At 56.0% G+C, this 22,726-nt stretch carries 14 protein-coding genes; 5 read left to right on the top strand and 9 right to left on the bottom strand.

Annotation, left to right across the window (positions count from 1 at the left end):
- The first annotated feature begins 306 nt into the window (after positions 1-306).
- From JW953_05915 to JW953_05905, 3 genes are read left to right on the top strand one after another with little or no spacing between them, the layout of a single operon-like run.
- Complete coding sequence (locus JW953_05915) at positions 307-1,278, top strand: zinc ribbon domain-containing protein (GenBank protein MBN1992219.1); 972 nt, start codon at positions 307-309, stop codon at positions 1,276-1,278.
- An 11-nt stretch (positions 1,279-1,289) separates the two neighbouring features.
- Positions 1,290-1,874 (top strand): hypothetical protein, encoded by a 585-nt coding sequence (locus JW953_05910; protein ID MBN1992218.1) that lies wholly within the window; start codon positions 1,290-1,292, stop codon positions 1,872-1,874.
- A gap of 19 nt (positions 1,875-1,893) precedes the next feature.
- Complete coding sequence (locus tag JW953_05905; GenBank protein MBN1992217.1) at positions 1,894-3,663, top strand: PD40 domain-containing protein; 1,770 nt, start codon at positions 1,894-1,896, stop codon at positions 3,661-3,663.
- A gap of 229 nt (positions 3,664-3,892) precedes the next feature.
- On the opposite strand, the gene JW953_05900 is transcribed toward JW953_05905, so the two are convergent.
- Complete coding sequence (locus JW953_05900) at positions 3,893-7,084, bottom strand: PAS domain S-box protein (protein MBN1992216.1); 3,192 nt, start codon at positions 7,082-7,084, stop codon at positions 3,893-3,895.
- A gap of 55 nt (positions 7,085-7,139) precedes the next feature.
- Positions 7,140-9,062, bottom strand: coding sequence for a PAS domain S-box protein (locus JW953_05895; protein ID MBN1992215.1), 1,923 nt, complete (start codon positions 9,060-9,062; stop codon positions 7,140-7,142).
- Positions 9,063-9,397: 335 nt separating this feature from the next.
- Between JW953_05895 and JW953_05890 the strand changes: the two genes are divergently transcribed.
- Entirely contained in the window at positions 9,398-10,714 is a 1,317-nt protein-coding gene (locus tag JW953_05890; GenBank protein ID MBN1992214.1) for a nitrate reductase, read from the top strand.
- Positions 10,715-10,716: 2 nt separating this feature from the next.
- Positions 10,717-11,616: a hypothetical protein gene (locus JW953_05885; protein MBN1992213.1), complete on the top strand. Its 900-nt coding sequence runs from the start codon at positions 10,717-10,719 to the stop codon at positions 11,614-11,616.
- Positions 11,617-11,657: 41 nt separating this feature from the next.
- On the opposite strand, the gene JW953_05880 is transcribed toward JW953_05885, so the two are convergent.
- The 7 genes from JW953_05880 to JW953_05850 form a co-directional block, all read right to left on the bottom strand.
- Positions 11,658-13,415: a formate--tetrahydrofolate ligase gene (locus JW953_05880; GenBank protein ID MBN1992212.1), complete on the bottom strand. Its 1,758-nt coding sequence runs from the start codon at positions 13,413-13,415 to the stop codon at positions 11,658-11,660.
- A gap of 39 nt (positions 13,416-13,454) precedes the next feature.
- Positions 13,455-14,294, bottom strand: a complete 840-nt coding sequence (locus tag JW953_05875; protein ID MBN1992211.1) for a coenzyme F420-0:L-glutamate ligase — start codon at positions 14,292-14,294, stop codon at positions 13,455-13,457.
- 252 nt (positions 14,295-14,546) lie between these two features.
- Positions 14,547-15,935, bottom strand: coding sequence for a 4Fe-4S dicluster domain-containing protein (locus tag JW953_05870; protein MBN1992210.1), 1,389 nt, complete (start codon positions 15,933-15,935; stop codon positions 14,547-14,549).
- Positions 15,936-15,958: 23 nt separating this feature from the next.
- Entirely contained in the window at positions 15,959-16,951 is a 993-nt protein-coding gene (locus tag JW953_05865; protein MBN1992209.1) for a methylenetetrahydrofolate reductase, read from the bottom strand.
- Between the two features lie 12 nt (positions 16,952-16,963).
- Positions 16,964-17,650 (bottom strand): methylenetetrahydrofolate reductase C-terminal domain-containing protein, encoded by a 687-nt coding sequence (locus JW953_05860; GenBank protein MBN1992208.1) that lies wholly within the window; start codon positions 17,648-17,650, stop codon positions 16,964-16,966.
- Positions 17,647-18,081 carry a hydrogenase iron-sulfur subunit gene (locus JW953_05855; GenBank protein MBN1992207.1) on the bottom strand — a complete coding sequence of 145 codons (435 nt, stop codon included), beginning with the start codon at positions 18,079-18,081 and terminating at the stop codon, positions 17,647-17,649. Before JW953_05855 ends, JW953_05860 begins: the two co-directional genes overlap by 4 nt.
- On the bottom strand, positions 18,078-22,649 hold the full coding sequence (locus tag JW953_05850) for an FAD-dependent oxidoreductase (GenBank protein MBN1992206.1): 4,572 nt from the start codon (positions 22,647-22,649) through the stop codon (positions 18,078-18,080). Before JW953_05850 ends, JW953_05855 begins: the two co-directional genes overlap by 4 nt.
- Positions 22,650-22,726: the final 77 nt, after the last annotated feature.

Here is a 22,726-nt window from a genome sequence, read left to right as displayed (position 1 = left end):
GGAAAGATAGAAAAAGTTACTCTACTTTGTTAATTATGACAACTATTAAGCAGAACAGTTGTGCAATGTGACAATGTCAAGTTAAAAGTGTTAGTCAATGAGCCATAAACTCCTTGAAAATTGTGAATTGTGAGTTGTGAATTGTGAATGATTAATTTACCGTTCGCTGATGGGGCAATTATACAATAGGGTTAAGGGAAACAGAAACAATGGGCAGCCTCATAATCTGGGCAAGGCTATTGAATTTCTTGACACTTCAACCGTTTCGTTTACAATCTCAAGGAATTAATCTTTCCAGAAAAGCCGATGAAACAAAAATTTCTGGGGGGAAGCTTGGTCATGCTGGCGCTGCTGGCAATCCTGTGGCCCTACGGCCAAGTTAAAGCGCAATCCTCCCCGCCCAAACTTAAAAGCTTGTTGGTTGAACTCTGGCCGGAATATGACCGGCCCGAGGTTCTGATCATCTATCGAGCCGAGCTAAGCGCGGATACGCTCTTGCCTGCCACCCTAACCTTCCGCCTGCCGGGGCATATTGACTCCATGCATGCGGTGGCGGTGGAACAGAATGGCAACTTGCTGGAGGTTAGTTTGGATAGAATAACATTTCTACACGAAGATAACCAGACATTACTCACCTTTTCCACGCCTGCTCCCAAAATCCAGTTGGAATATTACGACCCTCTGCTTCTAAACCGCGAAAATCAAACCCGCCGCCTGGCCTTTCAATTCCTGGCCGCTTATGATCTTGAAACAGCCATTTTTGAAGTGCAGGAGCCATTTGGGGCTGAAGATTTTGAGCTAACCCCTGCCCCTAACAACACCTTTGCCGGTAGAGACGGACTAAAATATCACACCATTCAGGTGGCCGGTCTGGCCGCCGGGGACACTTTTGAGTTGGCGGCCACTTACCGGCGCGATACCGATGATTTAGCGGCGCAGCAACCGGCAGGCAATACGTCTCTGCCCTCCCAAACGTCTCCCGCAACGGGAGCAGTCACCGGGCAGGAACTCAACCGGGGCTATCTGTTGATTGGCGGCGGTATCCTGCTGCTGCTGGCAGGTGGTGGTTATTGGTGGTGGTTAAGCCGGAAACAGGCAGAAGTGGTTCCCTGGCCGGCCAAATCCGCGCAACCGGGCTGGCGCAAGAAAAGGGTAAAACCTGGCCGTACCCCATCAAAACCCTCGGTCACGGTGGGCTTCTGTTATCGCTGCGGCGCGGCTCTACGCGAAGACGCCAATTTTTGCCACGCCTGCGGCGCCGAACGACGTCAAACATAAGGAGACAAATTGTGTCAAAAAGTACAAAGTTTTTAATGATCATTCTCTTCATTTTGGTGCTGGTGTCATTGAGTTTGAACCTCTACCTGATCTGGCAGTTACAACGCCTTGAGCAACAGGCCAAAAATGCAGCCCGGGCGTGGGGGCCGGTGGTGCAAGAGACTCTGGCCCAAACCATTACCGATCTGCAAACCTTTCAGGAAGCAACCATTGAGTTCAACGTAGCCGTGAACGAGGATTTCCCTGTTGAGGCCGACATCCCCTTTAACGAAACCATCGAAATCCCCGTTCAGTTGTCTGTGCCCATCAAACAGGAGATCAATACCACCATTTTGCTCGACCCGCTGGGGACAGGCCAGGGCTTTCCGGTGGACGTGACCGTGCCGGTGGACATTGAAATTCCCATTGACACCAGCATCCCGGTTTCCATTGACCGCACCATTCCCATTTCCACCACCGTGCCGCTCAACCTTGACGTACCCATTGCCCTCAACCTCGGCGATACCGAACTGGCCGGATACATTGGCCGGTTGCAGGAGAGTCTGACTTCACTAGAGGGAATTGTGGAGCAGGCGCTCTTGGAAGTTACAAAATAGAAATCAGGAACGCTAATTGTTGTCAAAAACTAATCTTCCCGCTTTGGGCTTGACCATTTTATTTTTGCTGACTTTTGCCGCCGACCCGGCTAAAGGTCAACCTACCTCTACGGCAGAACGTATCGCCTTTGCCGCTTACCGGCACGGCCAGTGGGATATTTACAGCCTGGCCCCGGATGGCTCTACCCCCCGCCAACTCACCAACGACGTCTTTGAAGATGCCGACCCCGCCTACTCGCCCCAGGGCGACAAGCTGGCCTTTGCCTCTCGCCGCAATAATAATTGGGACGTGTACGTGCTTGACCTGCCCACCGGCCAGGAAACCCGCCTGACCAACTCGCCCCATTACGAAGGCGCGCCAACCTGGAGTCCCGACGGCCAGAGCCTGGCCTACGAATCCTACCAGGCCGGCAACCTGGACATCTGGCGCGTTGACGCCGCCGGGATCGGCCCGGCCATAAATCTGACCGCCAACTCGCCGGCGGGCGACTTTGCCCCGGCCTGGAGTCCTGCCGGCCGCACCCTGGCCTTTACCAGTTGGCGCGAGGGCAACAAGGATTTATTCTTACTTGAGATAGCCAGCGGCAATGTCACCCGCCTGACCGATACCCCGACCGCCGAAGAATGGCCCGTCTGGCATCCTAACGGCAAGCAATTGGCCTTTGTGATTGACGATTTGGGCGACCGGGAGGTATTTGTTTTAGACACAGCTCAGCCCCCCACTCAAAACGGGCCGATGGAGCCGGTCACTTGGCTGGGCCGCACCGATGGCCCGGCCTGGAGTCCCACCGGTGATACCCTGGCGGCCATCTTTCATCGTTGGGATGGAGAAGTGGTGGCTCTACAAACGTCCGGCGCAATCCATCAACTCCCCCACCTATTGACCGGCATCATTAGCATCCAGGGGCGTTTGACCTGGCATCAGCAGGCAGTTGAGGCCGGCCAAAGGGTCGCAACCTTGAGCGACAATGGCGGTTCGCCATTGTACCGGGAACAATTGACCGCCAACGAGGCGCACGAGGCTGAGCCTTTTAACCTGGTTCGTTTGGATGATCTGGAAGTAGGCACGCCCTGGCTGGCCGATACGGTGGATGACTCATTTCAAGCCTGGCGGTTTCGGTTGCGGGACGAGGTGGGGTATGACTTTTTGGGGGTATTGTCGGATGCCACGCGGGATGTGGCTGCTTACAGCGAAACGTCGCAATATGCCAGTTGGCATAAAAGCGGGCGGGCCATTGACACCCTGTTTGATTATCATCTAAACGGCGAATTGGCCCACGAGATTGGGCGCGAAGATTACAGCGGCGAAACCTACTGGCGCATTTTTCTACGCTGCGCCGACCAGAGCGGCCGGTGTGGCCGTCCGGTCACGGCCAACCCGTGGAATTATAGCAGCCGCGCCCGCACCCAGATTGCCCCCGAACAGGGCGGCCTAGAAAAGGCCAACTTGGCCGGTTACTACGTGGACATGACCGCCCTGGCCCGCGAGTACGGCTGGCAACGCATTTCCTCGCACGACGACGAGGAATACAGTTGGACCTGGCACTTTTTGGCCTTTGAATATTGGCATTACCAAAAACGTTTGGCCGACGACCAGGCCGAGACAAATAGCAGCGCCGCCAACTGGTACCAGGCCATGCTCGATGTTTATCCCCCAAACACCTTAGAACGCTTTTTTACCTGGCCCAAAATGCGCGCCCTCGGCGAAGACTCGCACCTGATTGCCCTCAAAGGAGTGCCCCTGCCCCTAGAAGCCAAACCCTGGTGGGCCTTGGTTGAACAACCCTAACCCCCCGGATGAACCGGAGTTGGAAATAAGAATTTAGAATTTAGAAATTAGGTAACCATTCGCTGTTCCACCTGATGGTTACAGTTTTGAAACCGTAACCGGATATTTGACCGGGTTAACCCGATATTTACCCGTTCCGGTTGAATAACCGGAACGCTCGTCCACAAGGTGAACAATCGCGAAATTAGAAACCTTAGCCGAATGTTGATAAACCGGCCCTATCTAATTTCTATTTCCTGCTTCCTATTTCCCAATCCGCTCCGTCCAACACCTCCCTCACCTTATGGGCCAATTCTCTTGGCGAAAAGGGCTTTTGGATAAACTCTGCGCCCGCAAACAACATCTCATGTGTTACCATAGCCTGGCTGGTGTAACCTGAAGTGAAAAGAATTTTAATATCAGGGCAGATAGTTTTTATCTGGTTGGCTAATAGTTGGCCTCCCAATTGGGGCATGACCATGTCCGTCAACAAAAGGTGGATTTCTCCGTTGTATTTCTGGGCCAAACTCAAAGCTTCCCGGCCATTGGCCGCCTGTAGAATGGTGTAACCCTGCCAGCCCAGCACCCGCACGGCCAACTCACGCACCATTGCCTCATCTTCCACCACCAGGATTGTTTCTGCGCCGCGGGGCAAATCATCCGTTTCCGCCAGCCGGAGCGCGGTGTCGGTGGCCTGAGTTGCCCGCGGTAAATAGATTTTAAAGGTACTGCCTACCCCTTCTTCGCTGTAGGCCCAAATATTGCCCTGGCTTTGTTTGACAATGCCAAAAACAGTGGCCAAGCCCAACCCTGTGCCCTCATTAACCTCTTTGGTGGTAAAAAACGGCTCAAAAATATGGGCCTGCACCTCTTTGCTCATACCGCAACCCGTATCACTCACGCACAACCGCACGTGTTCGCCCGGCTCGGCACCCAGGTGGCCGGCCACATACGCATCGTCCAAAACCACATTGGCTGTTTCAATGGTCAATTTGCCGCCGCCAGGCATGGCATCGCGGGCGTTGACCGCCAAGTTAACAATAACCTGCTCCATCTGGGCCGGGTCAATCTTCACCGGCCATAATGCCGGTTCCAGGAACAAGGCCAGCTCTATGGTTTCACCAATGACCCGCTTGAGCATCTTGTCCACAATATCCATAACCACCTCGTTGAGGCTCAATACCTTTGGCTGGATTAACTGCTTGCGGCTAAAGGCCAGCAGTTGGCTCACCAGGTCTGCCGCGTGTTGGCCCGAATGTAGAATTTTTCCGGCCATATCATAGCTTGGACTATCCACCGGCAGGCGATATTGCAGCAACTCGGCAAAACCATTGATGGCGGTCAGCAAATTATTGAAATCGTGGGCAATCCCTGCCGTTAGCTGGCCCACCGCTTCCATTCGTTGCGACCGCCGGACCTGTTCTTCCAGTTCTAACTCGCGGCTCACATCGCGCTGCACGGAAACGTAGTTGACAATCTCGCCGCTTTCGTTGCGCACCGGGGTGATGGTCACCTCGTCGGTGTAAAAACTGCCATCCTTTCTCTTGTTGACAATCCGCCCTTGCCACACTGCCCCCCCGCTAATTACGGCCCACATCTCCCGGTAAAAGGCGTCATCGTGTTGGCCGCTTTTGAGAATACGGCTATGCTGCCCCATCACTTCGGCCCGGTTATGGCCGCCGACGCGCTCAAAGGCGGGATTAACGTAAACAATCACCCCCTCGGTATCGGTGATAATCACGCTCTCGGCCGTCTGCTCAATGGCCGCGCTCAAGCGGCGACGTTCTTCCTCGGCCCGCTTGCGTTCGGCAATGTCTCTGACAATGCCAATAAAGGCTTCCGGCGCTCCGGTGGCATTTTTAATCAACGATGCGCTCAGTTCTACCAGGGCAGTGGAATTGTCTTTTCTGAGCATGGTGTATTCAACATTTCTCACGCTCCCGCTCTCCAATGTTTTTTCCAGGTTTTGCTTTGCGCGCTGCCGGTCTAGAGGAGCGATAAAATCAAAGGCATCCTTTTGACTGGCCAGGAGTTCTTCCACATTTGCGTAACCAAGCATGCTGGCGTTTTGTTGATTCGTCATCAGCAAATTACCCTGTAAGTCGGTCAGGGTAATGGCATCAGGAGAAGTTTCAATCAAACGACGATACCGTTCTTCGCTTTTGCGCAACGCTTCTTGGGCCTGTTTGTGGGCGGTGATGTCTTCCAGGCTACCTTCGTAATAAAGTATCTGGCTCCCTTCCTGGTCTCGCCCGGCCCGGGCTGTATTCCGCGCCCAGATGATGGCGTCATCATGCCGGTACATCTGGACCTCAAAATCTCGCACCACCCCTTCTTGTTCCAACAAGGACTGCCAGCGATGGCGTTCTGTCACATCAACGTACAGATCAATAGCGTTGATGGCTAGAAGAGCCTCCCGGTTTGGATAGCCCAACATCTCCACCAGAGCCGGATTCACCTCCAAAAATTGCCCCCCCGGGGCCGTCCGATAAAGGCCCACCGGCATCCGGCTAAACAGACTCTGGTAACGAATTTCAGCCGCTTTAACTGCCTGGTGTTCCCTGGCCCGGGCCAGGGCCACAGCCACCTGATTGGCGGCGGCGGTAAGCACGGCAAAATCATCTTCACTAAAAGCATCAACCCGGCTACTCTCAATAACCAGCACTCCCAAAACCTTCGGGCCGACCTTAAGGGGTAGGTCCAACTCAGACAAACCGTTGAAGGCCGGCACATAATCCGGCTCTTTGGTTACATCAGGGGTATAGTGGGGCCGGCCATCCAACAGGGGACGTTCGCTCAAGCCCTGGCCGGACGGCAGGCGTAAATCAAGCGACATATTGGCAGCAGGCGTGCAAGCCCGCAATACGCGCTCGCCGGTAGATTCGTCTACCAGCAAAATGCCCACGTGATCATAACCCAACGTCTTATGCAAACCAACAACCACTTTATCACAAATATCCGTTTCGTCCAGGGTGGCCACCAACTCAGAACTGAGGTGGAACAGGGCGGCTTGTTGGCGGGCATGGGTTTCCAGGGCTATCCGCGCCTGCCTGCGCTCCTGCCGGACCATGGCCTCGCGCAATTCGCGTTCCACGGCAGGCAGCAGACGGGCCAGGTTGTCCTTCATCACGTAGTCGTGCGCCCCGGCCTTCATCGCTTCTACCGCCGTTTCTTCGCCAATGGCGCCTGAAACAATAATAAAGGGTAAATCAAGCCCGCGCTTTTGCAATAACGCCAAAGCGGCCAGGCCGCCAAAACCGGGTATTTTGAAATCCGCCAGAACCACGTCCCACGCCTGTTGCGCCAGGGCCATGTTCATATCCGGGGCTGTCTCAACCCGCTCAAAAGTGGGATCATAGCCGCCATGACGCAGTTCGCGTACCAGCAGCAGGGCGTCATCTTCTGAATCTTCAACAATCAAGACACGTAGGGGTATCCTCATGAATTACTCCAAGTTGGGCGGGTTTCTAAAACCGGTATAGTTTATCATCATTCCATCAAAGCGTAAAGTAAAACGTCGCCCCTTTATCCACCCCGGCTTCAGCCCAAATGCGCCCTCCGTGGCGGTGGATGATCCGTTGCACGGTGGCCAGGCCAATGCCAACCCCCTCAAACTCTGTGTCCCGGTGCAAGCGTTGAAAAGCGCCAAATAACTTATCGGCATAAGCCATATCAAACCCGGCCCCGTTGTCGCGGATAAAATAAACCGGCTCGTCGTTGATCTCTGTTCGGCCAAATTCAATTTTGGCGCGAGAACGCTGCCGGGAAAACTTCCAGGCATTGCCCAGCAAATTCTCCAACGCCGCCCGCAGCAGCTGCTCATCCCCCTTAACCACTATGTCAGGGGTGATAATAAAGTCTACCGCCCGTTTGGGCTGCGTCTGTTGCAAATCCGCCACAATTTCTTGAGCCAAAACGCTGAGCTGAACGGGCAGGCGATGCAACTCCCCCCGCGTCAAACGCGATAATTTTAGCAAATCATCAATGAGCTGACCCATCCGGCGGCTGGCGGCCAATACCCGGTGCAGGTAATCTTGGCCCATTTCACCCAACACGCCCGCGTATTCATCCAATAGGGCCTGGCTAAAGCCGTTAATGCTGCGCAGCGGCGCGCGCAGGTCGTGCGAAACCGAGTAGGCAAAGGTTTCCAATTCTTTGTTGGCCGCTTCAAGTTGGGCCGTGCGTTGAAGCACGCGCTGCTCAAGTTCCACGTTGAGTTTACGGATTTCTGCCTCAATCTGCCTGCGCTCGGTAATATCGTGGGCTACCACGGTGGCGCTAACCGGCTCACCTTCCTTGTACCGATGACTCATATTAAGCAGCACCCAAAACTCACGGCTGTTTTTGCCCCTGATTTTACATTCAACAATGTCGGGCACAGGCTGGCCGCTAAATAGTTTCTGTTGTCTTTCTATAAAATGTTTCCGGCTTTCCCCAACCAGGAGCGCAAAGGGATTCAGCGCCAAAAATTCTTCTCTGGTGTAACCGCTATATTCACACATCACGTCATTAACGCTGATAAACCGGTTTTGGACAAAGTCAATTTCACAAATACCGGCCGGGGCGTATTCAACCAGTTGCCGGTATTTTGCTTCACTCGCCCGCAACGCCTCCTCGGCCTGCCGGCGTTCGTTCAGCTCCTGTTTTATCGCTTCGTAGAGCCGGGCATTCTCCATGGCTACGGCAATTTGATCGGCCAGGGTTTTTAACACCAACAAATCGTTTTGATCAAAGGCATTCCGCTGGGGACTTTGCACGTCAAGCACGCCAATCACCCCGCCGCGAATCTGAATGGGCACGCTCAACTCGGACCGGGTGATTATTTCCCCTTCACCGGGAAACGAGTTTTCATAATGAGTCTCCTTGGCCACATCATTGGCCAACAGAGTTTGATTATGATGGGCCGCCCAGCCAACCATGCCTTCGTTCAATTTCAGCGTATAATCGGGGGGGAAGAGGGCCGTATAGGTGCCGGCTTTGGCCCGCATGCCCAGCCGCCCCTGCCCATAATCCAGGGTAAAAATAGCCACGTGATGATAACCAAAGTTTTCTTGCACTAATTGAACCGCTCTAATCAGCACGTTGTCCAGCTCAAGCACGGCCACAATTTGCCCGCCGATTTCACTGAGCAGGGCCAATTGGTTGACTCGCTGCTGTAACGCCTGCTCGGCCTGCCGCCGGCGAAAGGTATTGAGCAGGAGGTAAAGGATGACAAAGGTCTCAAAGGCCACAAAGATAATGGCGGCCCCCAAAATAGCCCGGTAATCATCATAATATGGATAAGGCTGGTTGAGATGGTGGGAGTTAAAAATGAGAATCCGCCAGGGTTCTGCCTGAGTTATGGCCGGTTTGAGGGGTGGCAGCCAAAATACCAGCAAACCCATAAAGGCCACTATGAATCTGGTTGGTTCTGTTTTCATAGGCCACTTTTTCCTACTTGTTGTTAGAAGCTGTCTGAAAAGCATGTCATTTCGAGGCCACAGGCCGAGAAATCCCTGGAATCTGGCTCGAAAACGTTACCGCGTAGGGATTTCTCACTCCCTTCGTCGCTCGAAGCAACTGTTCGGCTTTTCAGACAGGCTCTTAAACTTTGCGGCTTGAGCATAAAACAAATCCTTAAAAAAGTACAGCCTCAAACCTTTTTTTGGGAATCAGACCCCGCGTTTCTAAAAGTTGACACGATTTACTTTTAGTGTTAAGGTGATTAACCTTTATGCTCATCCCTTTTTAAATTGCTTTTGAGGAGGGAAGTTTAATGACAATCCAACCCAACCCCAACAAAAAACCCAATTTACTGCGCTCAATGCGAGTGCTGGTTATTGGTTTGGTAGCGGTGATTCTGGTATTGGGCCTGGCTTTACTGGCGTTGGTTGTTGGTCAAGCGGTAGCCCCGTCTGCTGCCGGGCCTAAGCGGGCAAATGCCCTGGCCAGCAGTGATGATGCATGTGTGGTCTGTCACCAGCGTACCACACCTGGCATTGTTGAACAATATGGTCATAGTACTATGGCCGCCGCCGAGGTGGCGTGCCGGGATTGTCACGAAGTAAAAAGTGATTATCCCGGGGCCAAAGAACACGAAGACACCTACGTGCTGCAATTGCCCACCCCGGCTATGTGCCAAAAATGCCATGCCACCGAAGTGGCTCAATTTAATCAAAGCCGCCATAGCCTGCCGGCCTACATGGCCATGGTGGGCGCCGACGGTTTGGCCGAAAAATACCCGGACCAATTTGACCATCTAATGGCCATTTATGAGGCCATCCCCGAGGGAGGCTACCAGCCCGAAACAATGCGCAACGCCCTATACCGGTTGGAAGGGCCAGACGTGACCCGTTTTGCCTGCGAAGGCTGCCATAACGTCGGCAAACCCAACCTGGACGGCTCGGTGGGTCAATGCCAAAAATGTCACCTGCGGCACGAATTCAGCCTGGAGCAGGCGCGCAAACCGGAAACCTGTAACTACTGCCACATTGGGCCGGACCATCCCCAGTGGGAAATTTACCACGAGTCGCCGCACGGCATTGCCTACGCCACCGGCGGCCACAACTGGCATTGGGAGGCCGAAGCCGGCACGCTGACCGTGCAAGACTTTCCCGCAGCCACCTGCGCCGTTTGCCACATAAGCGGTTTTGGGGGCGCCGGCACCACCCACGACGTGGGCGACCGCCTGACCTGGTACCTGTTTGCGCCCATCAGCCAGCGCCGCCCCGGTTGGTCAGATAACCGGGCGCGCATGCAAACCGTGTGCCAGGAATGTCATAACCGGGAATTTATTGACGACTTTTACACCGACGCCGACAAACTGACCGAAGCCATCAACGCCTGGGTGGTTGAAAGCGATCAAATCATGGCCCCGCTAAAGGAGAAAGGTTTGGTTACGCCGGAGCCATTTGACGAACCGATTGATTTTACTTACTTCAACCTGTGGCATCACTGGGGGCGCACCGCCAAGTTTGGGGCCTGGATGCAGGGGCCGGATTATGTGCAATGGCACGGTGCCTACGAAATTTTGCACGAACTGGCCGAATTGCGGGAAATGGTCGCCGAGAAATTGGAAAAGGCAGGGGAATAGCCATGTATCACCTGGCCAAAGTTGTTCCGGTTGTGCGGCGCGCGCGTTTGCCTTTTTCACGCGATCAGTTGATGTTGCTAATGATGGCGGCCAACCTGATATTTTTAGGCATTGACATTTACCTGGCCCATAGCATCAGCGGCACCATTGTGCCCAACGAATGGATTCCCATTGTCTTTGGCCCTGTTGGCGGGATATTGCTGCTGCTGGCCGGGCTTATTGCCCTTAAAAACCGCCCTCTGGCCACCATTATAGCCACTTTAACCTTTCTGGTCAGTACGGTTGTGGGTTTGTTAGGCGCGTATTTTCACGTGGTGCGGGGAATTATGCCCACCGCGCCGGTGGGTCAGCGCGTTTCTATTGACCTGCTGGTCTGGGCGCCGCCTATTTTGGGGCCGTTGATGTTCTCAATGGTGGGGCTGTTGGGCCTCAGCGCCGTTTGGATAGAAGACCCGCCCGATAGCGGCAGCCTGATCCTGCTTGGCCGCCGCCGGGTGCAGCTTCCTTACGCCAAAACGCGGGCCTACTTTTACATTGTGGGCATGGCGGCCCTGGCCACCGTTCTCAGCAGCGTTTTGGACCATGCCCGTGTGAATTTTGCCAATCCCTGGCTGTGGGCGCCCACGGCGCTTGGCATATTTGGGACAGCGGTGGCCGTAACCCTGGGGGCGATTAATAAACCGTCCCGCGCCGACCTGACCACCTACATTGCGGCGATGCTTCTGCTCATTGTAGTGGGGATTATTGGGGCAATACTGCACATTGACAGCAATCTGGTGAGAGAAAGCGAAATTGTGCTTGAACGCTTCATCCGGGGCGCGCCGCTGATGGCGCCCCTGTTATTTGCCAACGTGGGCGCGTTGGGCCTGATTGCCCTGCTTGACCCGGTTGAAAGGATTTAATTGTTTTTGAGGCCAACGGGACACTTCCCTTGGGGAACACCTTAAAAAAGGCCAACCACTTTACCCTCGTCATCTAGGTCTACTTGCATAAAAACCGGCTTGGAGGGCAGCCCTGGCATGGTGCGCATCTCGCCGCACAGGGGGTAGATAAAACCGGCCCCTACGCTGGCCCGTACCTCGCGGATGGGCAGCCCAAAGCCTGTAGGCACGCCTTTTAAGGCGGGGTCGTGGCTGATGCTCAGGTGAGTTTTGGCCATACACACGGGCAAATTGCCAAAGCCCGCTTTTTCGTAGGCGGCAATTTGTTGGTTAGCCGCCGAAGAATAATCCACCCCGTCTGCGCCGTAAACTTTGGTAGCAATGGTTTCAATTTTCTCCTTGATGGACATATCGAGCGGATAGAGAAAATCAAAATTGCAGGGCTGCTCGCAGGCGTCCATCACCGCCTCGGCCAGTTCCACCGAACCGGCGCCCCCTTCGGCCCAGTGGCTAGACGCCGCCGCGGCATAAGCGCCCCCTTCTTCGGCCATCCGTTTAACCAGGGCCACCTCAGCCTCGGTATCGTATTTGAAGCGATTGATCGCCACCACCACCGGAATGCCAAACAGCCCGGCAATTTGAATGTTTTTGACCAGGTTGGCGCAGCCTTTCTCCAACAAAGCCAGGTTTTCCTCGGTGTAGGCTTTATCCAGGTCACGGCCGGCAACCACCCTGGGACCGCCGCCGTGCATTTTTAGAGCGCGAATGGTGGCTACCAGCACCACCGCGTTGGGGATAAGGCCCGAATAACGACACTTAATGTTAAAGAATTTTTCCATGCCAATATCCGCGCCAAAGCCCGATTCGGTGACCACGTAGTCGGCCAATTTCAGCGCAATCTGGTCCGCAATAATGCTGCTGTTGCCGTGGGCAATGTTGGCAAAAGGCCCGGCGTGCACAAAGGCCGGGGTGCCTTCCAGGGTTTGCATCAGGTTGGGCATAACGGCCTCTTTCATTAACACCGTCATCGCCCCGGCCGCGCCTAACTGTTCGGCCGTAACCGGCTCTCCGGCCCAAGTTTGGCCAATAACAATGCGGCCCAACCGCTCGCGCATATCACCAAGCCCGGTGGTCAAGGCCAGGATGGCCATTACCTCGCTGGCCACAGAAATGTCAAACCCTGTTTCGCGCGGAACGCCGTCGCCCTTATCCCCCAGGCCGGCCACCACTTTACGCAATTCGCGGTCATTTACATCCAGCACGCGATTCCAGGTGATGGTATAGGGATTAAGGTTCAACGGGTCCAACCCGGTAACTTTGGTGAAGCGCTCGCCATAGTTGCGCTCGTGCAGCATCCGCGCGTCAATGGCCGCCGCCAGCAGGTTGTTGGCGGCAGTGACCGCGTGAATGTCCCCGGTCAGATGGAGGTTAAAATCCTCCATGGGCACTATCTGGCTGTAACCGCCGCCGGCGGCGCCGCCTTTAATGCCAAAGGTTGGCCCCTGCGAGGGCTGGCGAATGCAGGTGAACACGTTTTTGTTCAAATGAGCGCCCAACGCCTGGCTTAAACCAACGGTGGTGGTTGTTTTACCTTCTCCCAGGGGGGTAGGCGTGATTGCCGTCACGTCAATGTATTTTCCTTGCGCGTGATCCTTGAATTTTTCCAGAACGTCCAGGTGAACTTTGGCCTTATACTTGCCGTAATAGTCCAGATCGTCCTCACCCAAACCTACCGCCTCGGCCACTTCTTTAATGGGTTTGAGAACCGCCTCTTGGGCAATTTCAATATCACTGGGTACAGGGTGGCGAACCTTAAACATGGTCTAACCTTCCTTGGTTGTTACTAAATAAAGCCTCATTCAAGCCTCGGTCTCTTGCCCTTGAGGACCGATTGCCGGAAAGGGCTTCATTGGAATATCAAGCAGGGCTTTAAAACTGTCCTGATAAATTCCGGCGTACAAATCCATTTTGGGATTAATGAACGTTTCCTGGGGGTCTATGGAGCGATCGGTAAAGACGACCGGCGCGGCCCGGATCAGGGCAAAGGGAGTGCTTTCCCCGGCCTCGCCCATCACCAATACCGCCGCCGACGCCAGGTCGTCGGCCACGGCCTTTTCGGTAATTTCCAAAGGCCGGCCAAACAGGTCGGGCCGGCCTATTTCACTTTGGATCCCCTCAAAGCCGCTGTAGGCTACGGCCAGGCCGGTGACGCCCCGGCGCAGGGGCGTGAGGTGAGAGTCGGTTACAATCACGCCCAAGCGCTCAATTTGATAACGCTTTTTTAGGCTTTGTCTAAAATTTTCGGCCCACGCCCAGGACCGGCTTGGCCAGAGAATGGCATAGCCGGCGGGCGCGTTGGACAGGTCAATGCCGGCATTGGCAATGAAAACATGGTCTTTGAGGGTCAGGTAAACAAACCCGTCTTCAAACACACGTTCCGCTTCTTGTAAGATCAATTCGGCCAGTTCTGGTTGGGCCGCAAAATCTTTGGAGTATTTCAGCTTTTCCATCCGGCGCGCCCTGGCCGAAGGCCGGACGTCCGCCAACCTGACCACTCTGCCCTGTTCCAGGGAAACCACTTTTGAGGTGACACAAACAAGGTCGCCTTCTGCCAACGGTTCCTGAAAAGTGTCCAGAAAAACAGCCACCAGGTTTTGATCTTTTTGAATAACGGGCGTTTGAATGGGTCTGATTTCCATAACGGGGCATGCCTCTCCTTAAGGAAACGCGTTTTAGCGACTCCTTGAGGCCAGTCTCTTACAGTATATTAGAGAATTTTTTTAAGGAAATGGTTATAATGGTAAATGCATGCAAAATTTGACCCTCTTTTGACGGGTCCATGGGGAAAACGGCTGATAACCCCGGAAGGCGGGTAATTTCCACTTTATCCGGGTTCCGCCTTGGTAGCGTAAACCTTGTTGGGGGAGAGCTAAGAGGAGGATTTGCGCCGGCTACCGAATATAATCCGATAACGCCGGTTTAGGGTCTACCAAATTTTTATTTAAGGCCGCCTGTTTCTGGCCCAGGCCAAAGGCCAGGGCCATCAGTTGCGTGCCGTACAGCACCGGCAGGGGCGGCTCAAACCCAATCTGGCGCTGGCGGGCGTCGAGGTTGACGTGGCACAACGGGCAAACGGCCGCAATCACCTCGGCCCCACAATCGCGGGCGTTTTGCAAGATTTTCCGGGTCAATTCCAGGGCCAGGGGGGTTTGGGTCAGGCCGAGCGCGCCGCCGCAGCAATCGGTTTTGTACGACCAATCTACCGGCTCGGCGCCCAGGGCCTGCATCAGTTGATCCATTTTTAGGGGATATTCCGGGTGTTCGGCGGCGGTGATTTTGCTGGGCCGGGTAACCAGGCAGCCATAATAACAGGCCACTTTAAGCCCCTTTAAGGGTTGCCGCACCTTTGACTCAATTTTAGCCAGGCCCACCCGGTCAACCAGGGTATCGAGCAAATGCTGCACCGTTACCGTACCCTGATAGGCATACCCAAGCTGATCCTCAACGGCCCGGGCCATTGTTTCATTGTGAGCGACGGTGTGCGCGGCTGTTTTGAGCCGGGCAAAACACGAACTGCACGGAGCGGTCACGGTGTCCAGCCCCATCTGTTCCACTGTGGTCAGGGTGCGCATGGGCAGCACCGTAGCCAGGGTCTGATCCGTAGAGTGGGCGGGCGTGGAGCCGCAACACGTCCAGCCGGGCGGCTCCACCAGGTCCAAATCAAGCACACCGGCCACAGCCTGCACGGTGCGGCCGTATTCGGGCGCGGAGGAGTGGAGCGAACAGCCGGGATAATAGGCCACTTTGCCGCCGGTTGGGTCAACCGGCTCCACTTGTTTGGGGGGGCGGGTCAGACTGGGCAGGAGCTTGAGTTTGCGCCGCTTCATCATTTCCAGGCCCATATCCATATTTTTGAACAATTGGCCTGTCCACAAATTTAAGCCCCCCATCAACCCCACTTCGTACAATCGCCCCAACAGGCCGATGTCGCCCAAGAAAAGGGTGTTGAATTTATCTACGTCGGGCAGGGCGGGCGGCAAGCCCTGCTTTTTGGCCTCAATGCGTAAGGCGTCCATCACCCCGGCAATGTCCAGTTCTTGCGGGCAGCGGGTGGTGCAGGTTTGGCAAGCCGCGCAGAGCCAAATGGTTTTGCTTTCCAAAACGCTTTCGTCGTCCAGTTGCACGGCCCGCATCACCTGGTTGGGCAGCAAGTCCATGTGTTTGGCCAGGGGGCAGCCGCTACTGCACTTGACGCATTGGTAACATAAAAATACGTTTGAGCCAACCTCGTGTTCAATTTTTTGGGCCAGGGTTTGGGTTGTTGGTTGGGCCAGGGTCATTTTGCACCTCTTAAATAAAGGCCTTAACTCTGATTAAAGGTGGGCCGGGGCAATAATCCGGCTCCCTCAACAATTGGTTTAACAGCCTCTTCCCACTCAATAGCCATAATGTGAATACCCGCCACGCCCTCAATCTCGCGGATTTGTTGGATCTGCTCAATGCACAGTTCAATGCCTCGTTTTCGCCAGGCTTGCGTGCGGGCGGCTTTTTCTTCTTTGGCAATACCCTCAATGGCTTTGCTCATCTCGTCCACGTAATAGTTGGCAACGATCATGCCGGGCACTTTGTCGCGCATGTATTTGGCCATGCCGCTGCTCTTTAACGGCCCTACCCCGGCCAGGATGGCCGTTTTTTTGTGCAGGCCCAGGTCAACCACCCGCCGCATGTATTCTTTAAAACGGGGAATATCGTAAATAAGCTGGGTTTGGATAAAATCGGCCCCGGCCGCCACTTTTTTGGCCAGGCGATAGGGCCGCAGCTCAAAGGGGTCGCCAAAAGGGTTGGCCGCCGCGCCCACAAAAACGGGCAGGCCGCCGCCTTCAATTTCGTCGCCGCACTGGAATACGGCCTGATCACGCATATTGGCCGCCATCTGCACCAACTGAATGCTGTCCACATCGTGGACATTTTTGGCGGTGGGATGGTTGCCAAAACTCTGGTGGTCGCCCGAAAGGCAGAGCAAGTTACGCATGCCCAACGCCGCCGCGCCCAGCAGGTCGCTCTGGATGCCCAGCCGGTTGCGGTCGCGGCACGTCATCTGGACCACCGGCTCCAAACCCAGCTCAACCAAAATTCGCCCGGCGGCAATGCTCGACATCCGCACAATGGCCGTCTGGTTGTCGGTCAGGTTGACGGCATCCACCACGCCTTTGAGCAAGGCCGCCTTGCGCTCAATTTCTTCGCGGCACCAGCCTTGCGGCGGGCCAAGCTCTCCGGTAACCACAAAATGGCCGGCCCGGATAACGCGCTCCAGGTTACTGCCGGATTTATAGCCGTTCGCTGAAATGTCGGTCATTTAACCCACTCCTCATTCCCGGTATTCTTCGGGCAAACGTAGATCGTCGCGGATAATGCGGCGCGGGCCGCCGTCGCGGCTGGTGGTCCAAGTTTTGGGCGGCTGCACGGCCAGCAGCCTGTCCCGTAAACCCAGTTTTTCGGCCCGCTCCCAGATGAGGTGCCAGGCGCAGGGCACTGCCGGGTCAATTTCACACCGGCCGTTTTGCGAACCGCCGCACGGCCCGTTGAGCAATTGTTTGGCGCAGCGGGCAATGGGGCAAATCCCCCCGGTCAAATCCAAAATGCAATCGCCGCAAGCCTGGCAGCGTTCTTCCCAAACGCCCTGTTCGGTGGGCAGGCCCATAAACGAGGTGTTCAGTCCAGGCAAAATTGGTTTATCGGGAAATCGCTCGGCCAGGGCCTGCACCCCCACCCCACAGCCCAACGAGAGAACGGCGTCGTAATCGTCCAGTTTTTCCAGCAGCGGGTCAATATATTCCCACTCGCATTGGCGCTGGACGGTCATTTCATCCACTATTTTGGGTTGGCCCTCCAGTTTGGCCGCCATGCGCAGGCTGGACGCCAGGATGCCCACTTCTTTGCTGCCGCCGGCAAAACATACCGTCACGCAGGTGCCGCAGCCAAGCACCAGCACTTTTTGTTGGCCGGCCAGCATTTCTTTTATCTTGACCAGGGGTTTTTGTTCGGCAATGATCATTTTTTACCTCCGCCGGCCCGCAGGGGATTAGGCCCCAACCGGCTGATTTTTTGGGCCATGTCGGTGGCGGCCTGGGCAAACTGCGCCCCCATTGCCGCCGACAGGTTGGTCATTTGAACGCGTTCGCCCTCCAGGCCAATTTCGGCCAGCAGTTTGCTGACGTAGGCCACTCTTTTTTTGGCGTTAAGATTACCTTCCAGGTAATGACAGTCGCCTTCCAGTCAACCGGCCACCAGCAGGCCGTCGGCGCCGTCTTCAAAAGCGCGCAGGGCGTACAACACGTCAAACTTACCCGTGCAGGGCAACTCGATGATCTTGATCGAGGCCGGATACTTGAGGCGCAGGCCGCCGGCCAAATCGGCCGCGGCATAGGCGCAGTGACGGCAGCAAAAGGCCAAAATGGTAGGCTCAAAATTGTTTTCGGTGGTCATTGAACAGACTCCTTTATCAGACACGCCGGCGCAAACAAGGCGTCAACTTTGGGTAATACCTGGGCGTCGGTGTAGTGCCTTAGATCAATGGCTTTGGCCGGGCAGGCCGCGGCGCACGTGCCGCAGCCCTGGCAAATGGCCGGTTCAATAAAAGCCGCCCCGGCAATGTTGCCCACGCCGGTGAGGTCAAATTTAATTTGGGGCACGCCAAAGGGGCAGGTGCGAACGCAGGTGAGACAGCCCACACAATCGTCCGTTCTCACCTGGGCCACGATCCCCCCCACCTCCAGCGAATCCCGGCTCAAGATGGTGGCCGCGCGGGCGGCGGCGGCTTGAGCTTGGGTAATGGTTTCGTCTAACAATTTGGGATAGTGGGCGGCCCCGGCCATGTAAAAGCCTTCGGTGGAAAAATCAACCGGGCGCAGTTTAACGTGGGCCTCCATCAGCCAGCCGTCCAGGTCAACGCCCACTTTGAGCCGGTTGGCCAATGTTTTGACCCCCTGCGCCGGCACCATCGGCATGCTCAATACCAAACGGTCGGGCCGCAACACCATCTCCCGGCCTAACATGGGTTCCCAAACTTGCACCTCTAATGGCCCGGCGGCGGGCTGGTTGACTTGCGGTTTGCGCGCCGCCTCATACCGCACAAAAAGAACCCCGGCCCGGCGCGCTTCGGTATAAAGTCGCTCCTTAAAACCATAGGTGCGCACGTCGCGGTAAAGAATTGTAACCTGGGCCGCGGGATTGAGTTCCTTCAACTTGAGGGCGTTTTTCAAAGCGATGGTACAGCAGGTGCGGCTGCAATGCTGCTCGGCGGGACCCACGCACTGGATCATCACCACCGAGTTCACGTCGGCTAAATCCCCGCCCGCCAAATCTTCGCCGGCCAATTGCGCCTCAAATTCCTGCTGGGTAAGAATGTGCGGGTTACTGCCGTAGCCGTAATCCGGCCCCCGATACTCTTGCGCCCCCACCGCCACAATGGTTGCGCCGTGCTGAACGGTTACTTCTCCCTCCGGCGCACGCAACGTGGAAGTGAAGTTACCCTTGTAACCGTCGGTTTTAAGATGTTGGGTTTGCAGCCTGACCGTAATGCCCGGCGCGGCGTTGACCTGCGCGATCAGGTCTTGCAGATAAGCTTGGGCGTCGCGCCATTGGAGCCGGGTTTGGTCTTTTGAACCCGACAACTCCGGCAAAAAGCGGACGTGGCGCAAATTACCGCCCAGGGCCGCTTCTCGCTCAACCAGGTCCACGGCTACTTCCTGTTGGGCCAGGGCCAGCGCGGCCTGCATCCCGGCCAGCCCGCCCCCAATAACCAGCGCCCGTTTGGTGACCGGCACCTCAAGGCGATGCAACGGTTTTAGCTCGGCGGCGCGGGCCACCGTCATGCGCACCAACTCTTTGGCCTTTAAGGTGGCTCCGGCAAAATCATCCCCGTGAACCCAGGAGCACTGGTTGCGAATGTTGGCCATGTCAAACAGGTAGGGGTTCAACCCGGCCTGGCGAATACTGTCTTGAAAAAGCGGCTCGTGGGTGAGGGGAGTGCAGGAGGCCACCACCACCCGATTCAGCTTGAATTCTATAGTTTTTTCGGTGATGCGTTTGATGGAATCCTGAGAGCAGGTGTAAAGATTGTCTTCGGCGTGAACCACGTGGGGCAGAGTTTGGGCATACGCGGCCACGCCCGGCACATCCAAAAAACCGCCAATGTTAGAACCGCAGTGACACACAAACACGCCAATGCGCGGCTCTTCCCGGCCCACATCTCGTTCGGGCGGATATTCAGCCGGGGAAATGAGCGTGCCCCGCGCCGGCGCCAGCAGCCCCCCGGCCAGGGCCGCGGCCCCGCTGGCCTCCATCACCGATTCCGGAATGTCCTTTGGCTCGCGGAAGGGGCCAACGGCGTAAACGCCGCGCCGGCTGGTTTCCAGGGGATTAAACTGAGTGGTGTGGCAGAAGCCGTAGTCGTCCAGTTGGATGCCCAGTTTCCGGCCTAACGCCCGCACCTGCGGCGAGATTTCCATGCCCACCGACAAAACCGCCATATCAAAAGATTCTTCAACCACCTGTTCCGGGCCGCGCTCGTGGCCGTTGCCCTCGGCGGCGGCCAGGTAGCGCACCAGCAGGTTGCCGGTCTGCGGGTCTTCTTTGGCGGCCGAGATGCGGCAGCGCACATAACGAATGCCGTACCGCTCTTCGGCCCGGCGATAGTAAGCCTCGTAACCCTTGCTATAGGCCCGCATGTCCATAAAAAAGATGGTCACCTCTGCCTCGGGGTCGTGCTCGCGGGCCATTACCGCTTCTTTGGCCGCGTACATACAACACACCGCGCTGCAATAATCGTGCGATTGGTCCCGCGAGCCAACGCATTGCAGAAAAGCAATTTTGCGGGCCGGTTTGCCGTCGGAGGGGCGGGTCACGTGACCGTGAGTTGGCCCGGACGCGCTCAACAGCCGTTCAAATTGGAGCGCCGTGACCACATTGGGGTAGCGACCCAAACCATACTCCTCGGACAATTCGGCCTGATAAATCTGGTAGCCGGGCGCTAAAACTACCGCGCCAACTTGAACTTGCTCAATCCGGGGTGGTTCATCGTGGTTAATGGCCCCGGCCTTGCACTCATACGAGCAGCTCAGGCACTCGGAGCAGATGCCGCAGGCCAGGCAGCGGGCCGCTTCGGCGCGGGCCTGTTCTTCGGTGTAGCCCTGTTCTACCTCTTCAAAGTTTTGGCGGCGTTCTGCCACCGGCGCCACGGGCATGGCCACTCGCGGTTCAATTTTGATTTCGCCCTGGTGGAGGCGTTCTTGAATTTCGGCCCGGGACATTTCCACCACCGGCAGGTCCGGTTTAGCCGGCGGTTCCAATTTTTGGCCGCGCAAATAGCGGTGAATGGACTGCGCCACATTATGGCCGCCGGCCACCGCCTCAATAACAAACGTGGTGCCCGTCACGGCGTCGCCGGCGGCAAACACGCCGGGCCGGCCGGCAGCCAGGGTGTGGGGATCAACAGCCACGGTGGAGCGTTTGGTAACTTCCACCCCGGCCCGTTTCGGGATAAAGGCCAGTTCCGCCCGCTGGCCCACGGAAAAAATAACAATGTCGCAAGGAATGACATGTTCGGAGCCGGGTTCTGTTTCCAGGGTCAGGCGACCTTCTTCATCAAATTCCATAAAGTTAACGCGCAAACATTCCAGGCCGCCTACCTCTCCCCGGCCGTTGTCCAGAATTTGTTTAAAAGAGCGGGCCGGTTGAATGATAACGCCTTCGGCCTCGGCGTCTTCAACTTCCCAGGCATGGGCCGGCATTTTTTCTTTTTCTTCCAAACAGGCCAGGCGCACTTCAGCCGCGCCCAACCGCACCGACGTGCGGGCCACGTCAAGGGCCACGTTGCCGCCGCCCAGCACCATCACCCGTTTGCCGGAGAAATTAGGCGGGGCGCCCAGCCGCACGTTGCGCAAAAAGTCCATATTGACCAGCACCCCGGCCAGGTCGCGCCCTTTGATGGACAGTTTTACCCCTTTATGCGCGCCCACGGCCACCAGCACGGCCTGAAAACCTTCGGCAAAAATGTCGTCCAAATTATCCACGCGGGTATTTAGGCGCAAATCCACGCCCAGGTCAACAATGTCCCGCACTTCGCGCTCCACAATTTCAGCGGGCAGGCGAAATTCCGGCACGCCCACCCGCAGCATGCCCCCGGCCACCGGCAACGACTCAAACACAGTAACCCCGTACCCCAGCCGGCGCAGGTCCTGGGCGGCGGTCAGGCCGCAAGGCCCGGCCCCAATCACGGCCACCCGTTCCGCATATTTTTGTTCAACCGGATCGGGCAACACCCGGGGCTGCTCGTAAACCCAATCGGTCACAAACCGTTTGAGGGCGCGGATGTTGAGCGGTTCTTCCACTTGGCCCCGGTTGCAAGCATCCTCACAACGGTGGTTACAAATGCGGCCGCAAATGCCGGGAAAGGGATTATCTTCTTTAATGACCCGCATGGCGTCGGCGTAACGCCCCGCGTTGATCAGGGCAATGTAACCCTGGGCGCGCTGGCCGGCGGGGCAGGCGTTACGGCAGGGCGCAACGCCCCGCTTTTCAATGGCATAGGCATTGGGCATGGCCTGCGGATAAAGTTTATAGGCGGCCCGCCGCTCGGAGAGTCCTTCATTAAAATGGTCGGGCAGGATAATGGGGCATACCTTGGCGCAATCGCCGCAACCGGTGCACTTGACGGGATCAATGTAACGGGGATTGTGGCGGACCGTGACCGTAAAATCTCCGGCCTGCCCTTTAATATCCAACACCTCGGTATTGGTCATCAGCTTGATGTTGCGATGGCCGCCCACCTCAACCAACTTGGGCGAGATGGTACATATGGAACAATCGTTGGTGGGAAAGGTTTTATCCAGTTGGGCCATGTGCCCGCCAATGGCGCTTTTGTTTTCTACCAGGTTAACCCGGTAGCCGGCCTCGGCCAAATCCAGCGAGGCCTGCATACCGGCAATGCCCCCTCCCACCACCATCACCGCGCCAACCACGGTTTTGTTTTTTTCGCGGCCGTTATTGGTCATACTTATCTGTCTCCAACTTATTCCAAACAGCGGAAGAAAATTTCCCCTTATTATTAAGTATACAAAATAATCTGTTA

The sequence above is a fragment of the Anaerolineae bacterium genome (assembly GCA_016931895.1).
In the GTDB taxonomy this organism is placed as follows: Bacteria; Chloroflexota; Anaerolineae; order 4572-78; family J111; genus JAFGNV01.
The sequence above is the reverse complement of the archived record's forward strand: the minus strand, read 5'-3'. Positions and strand labels throughout refer to the sequence as shown.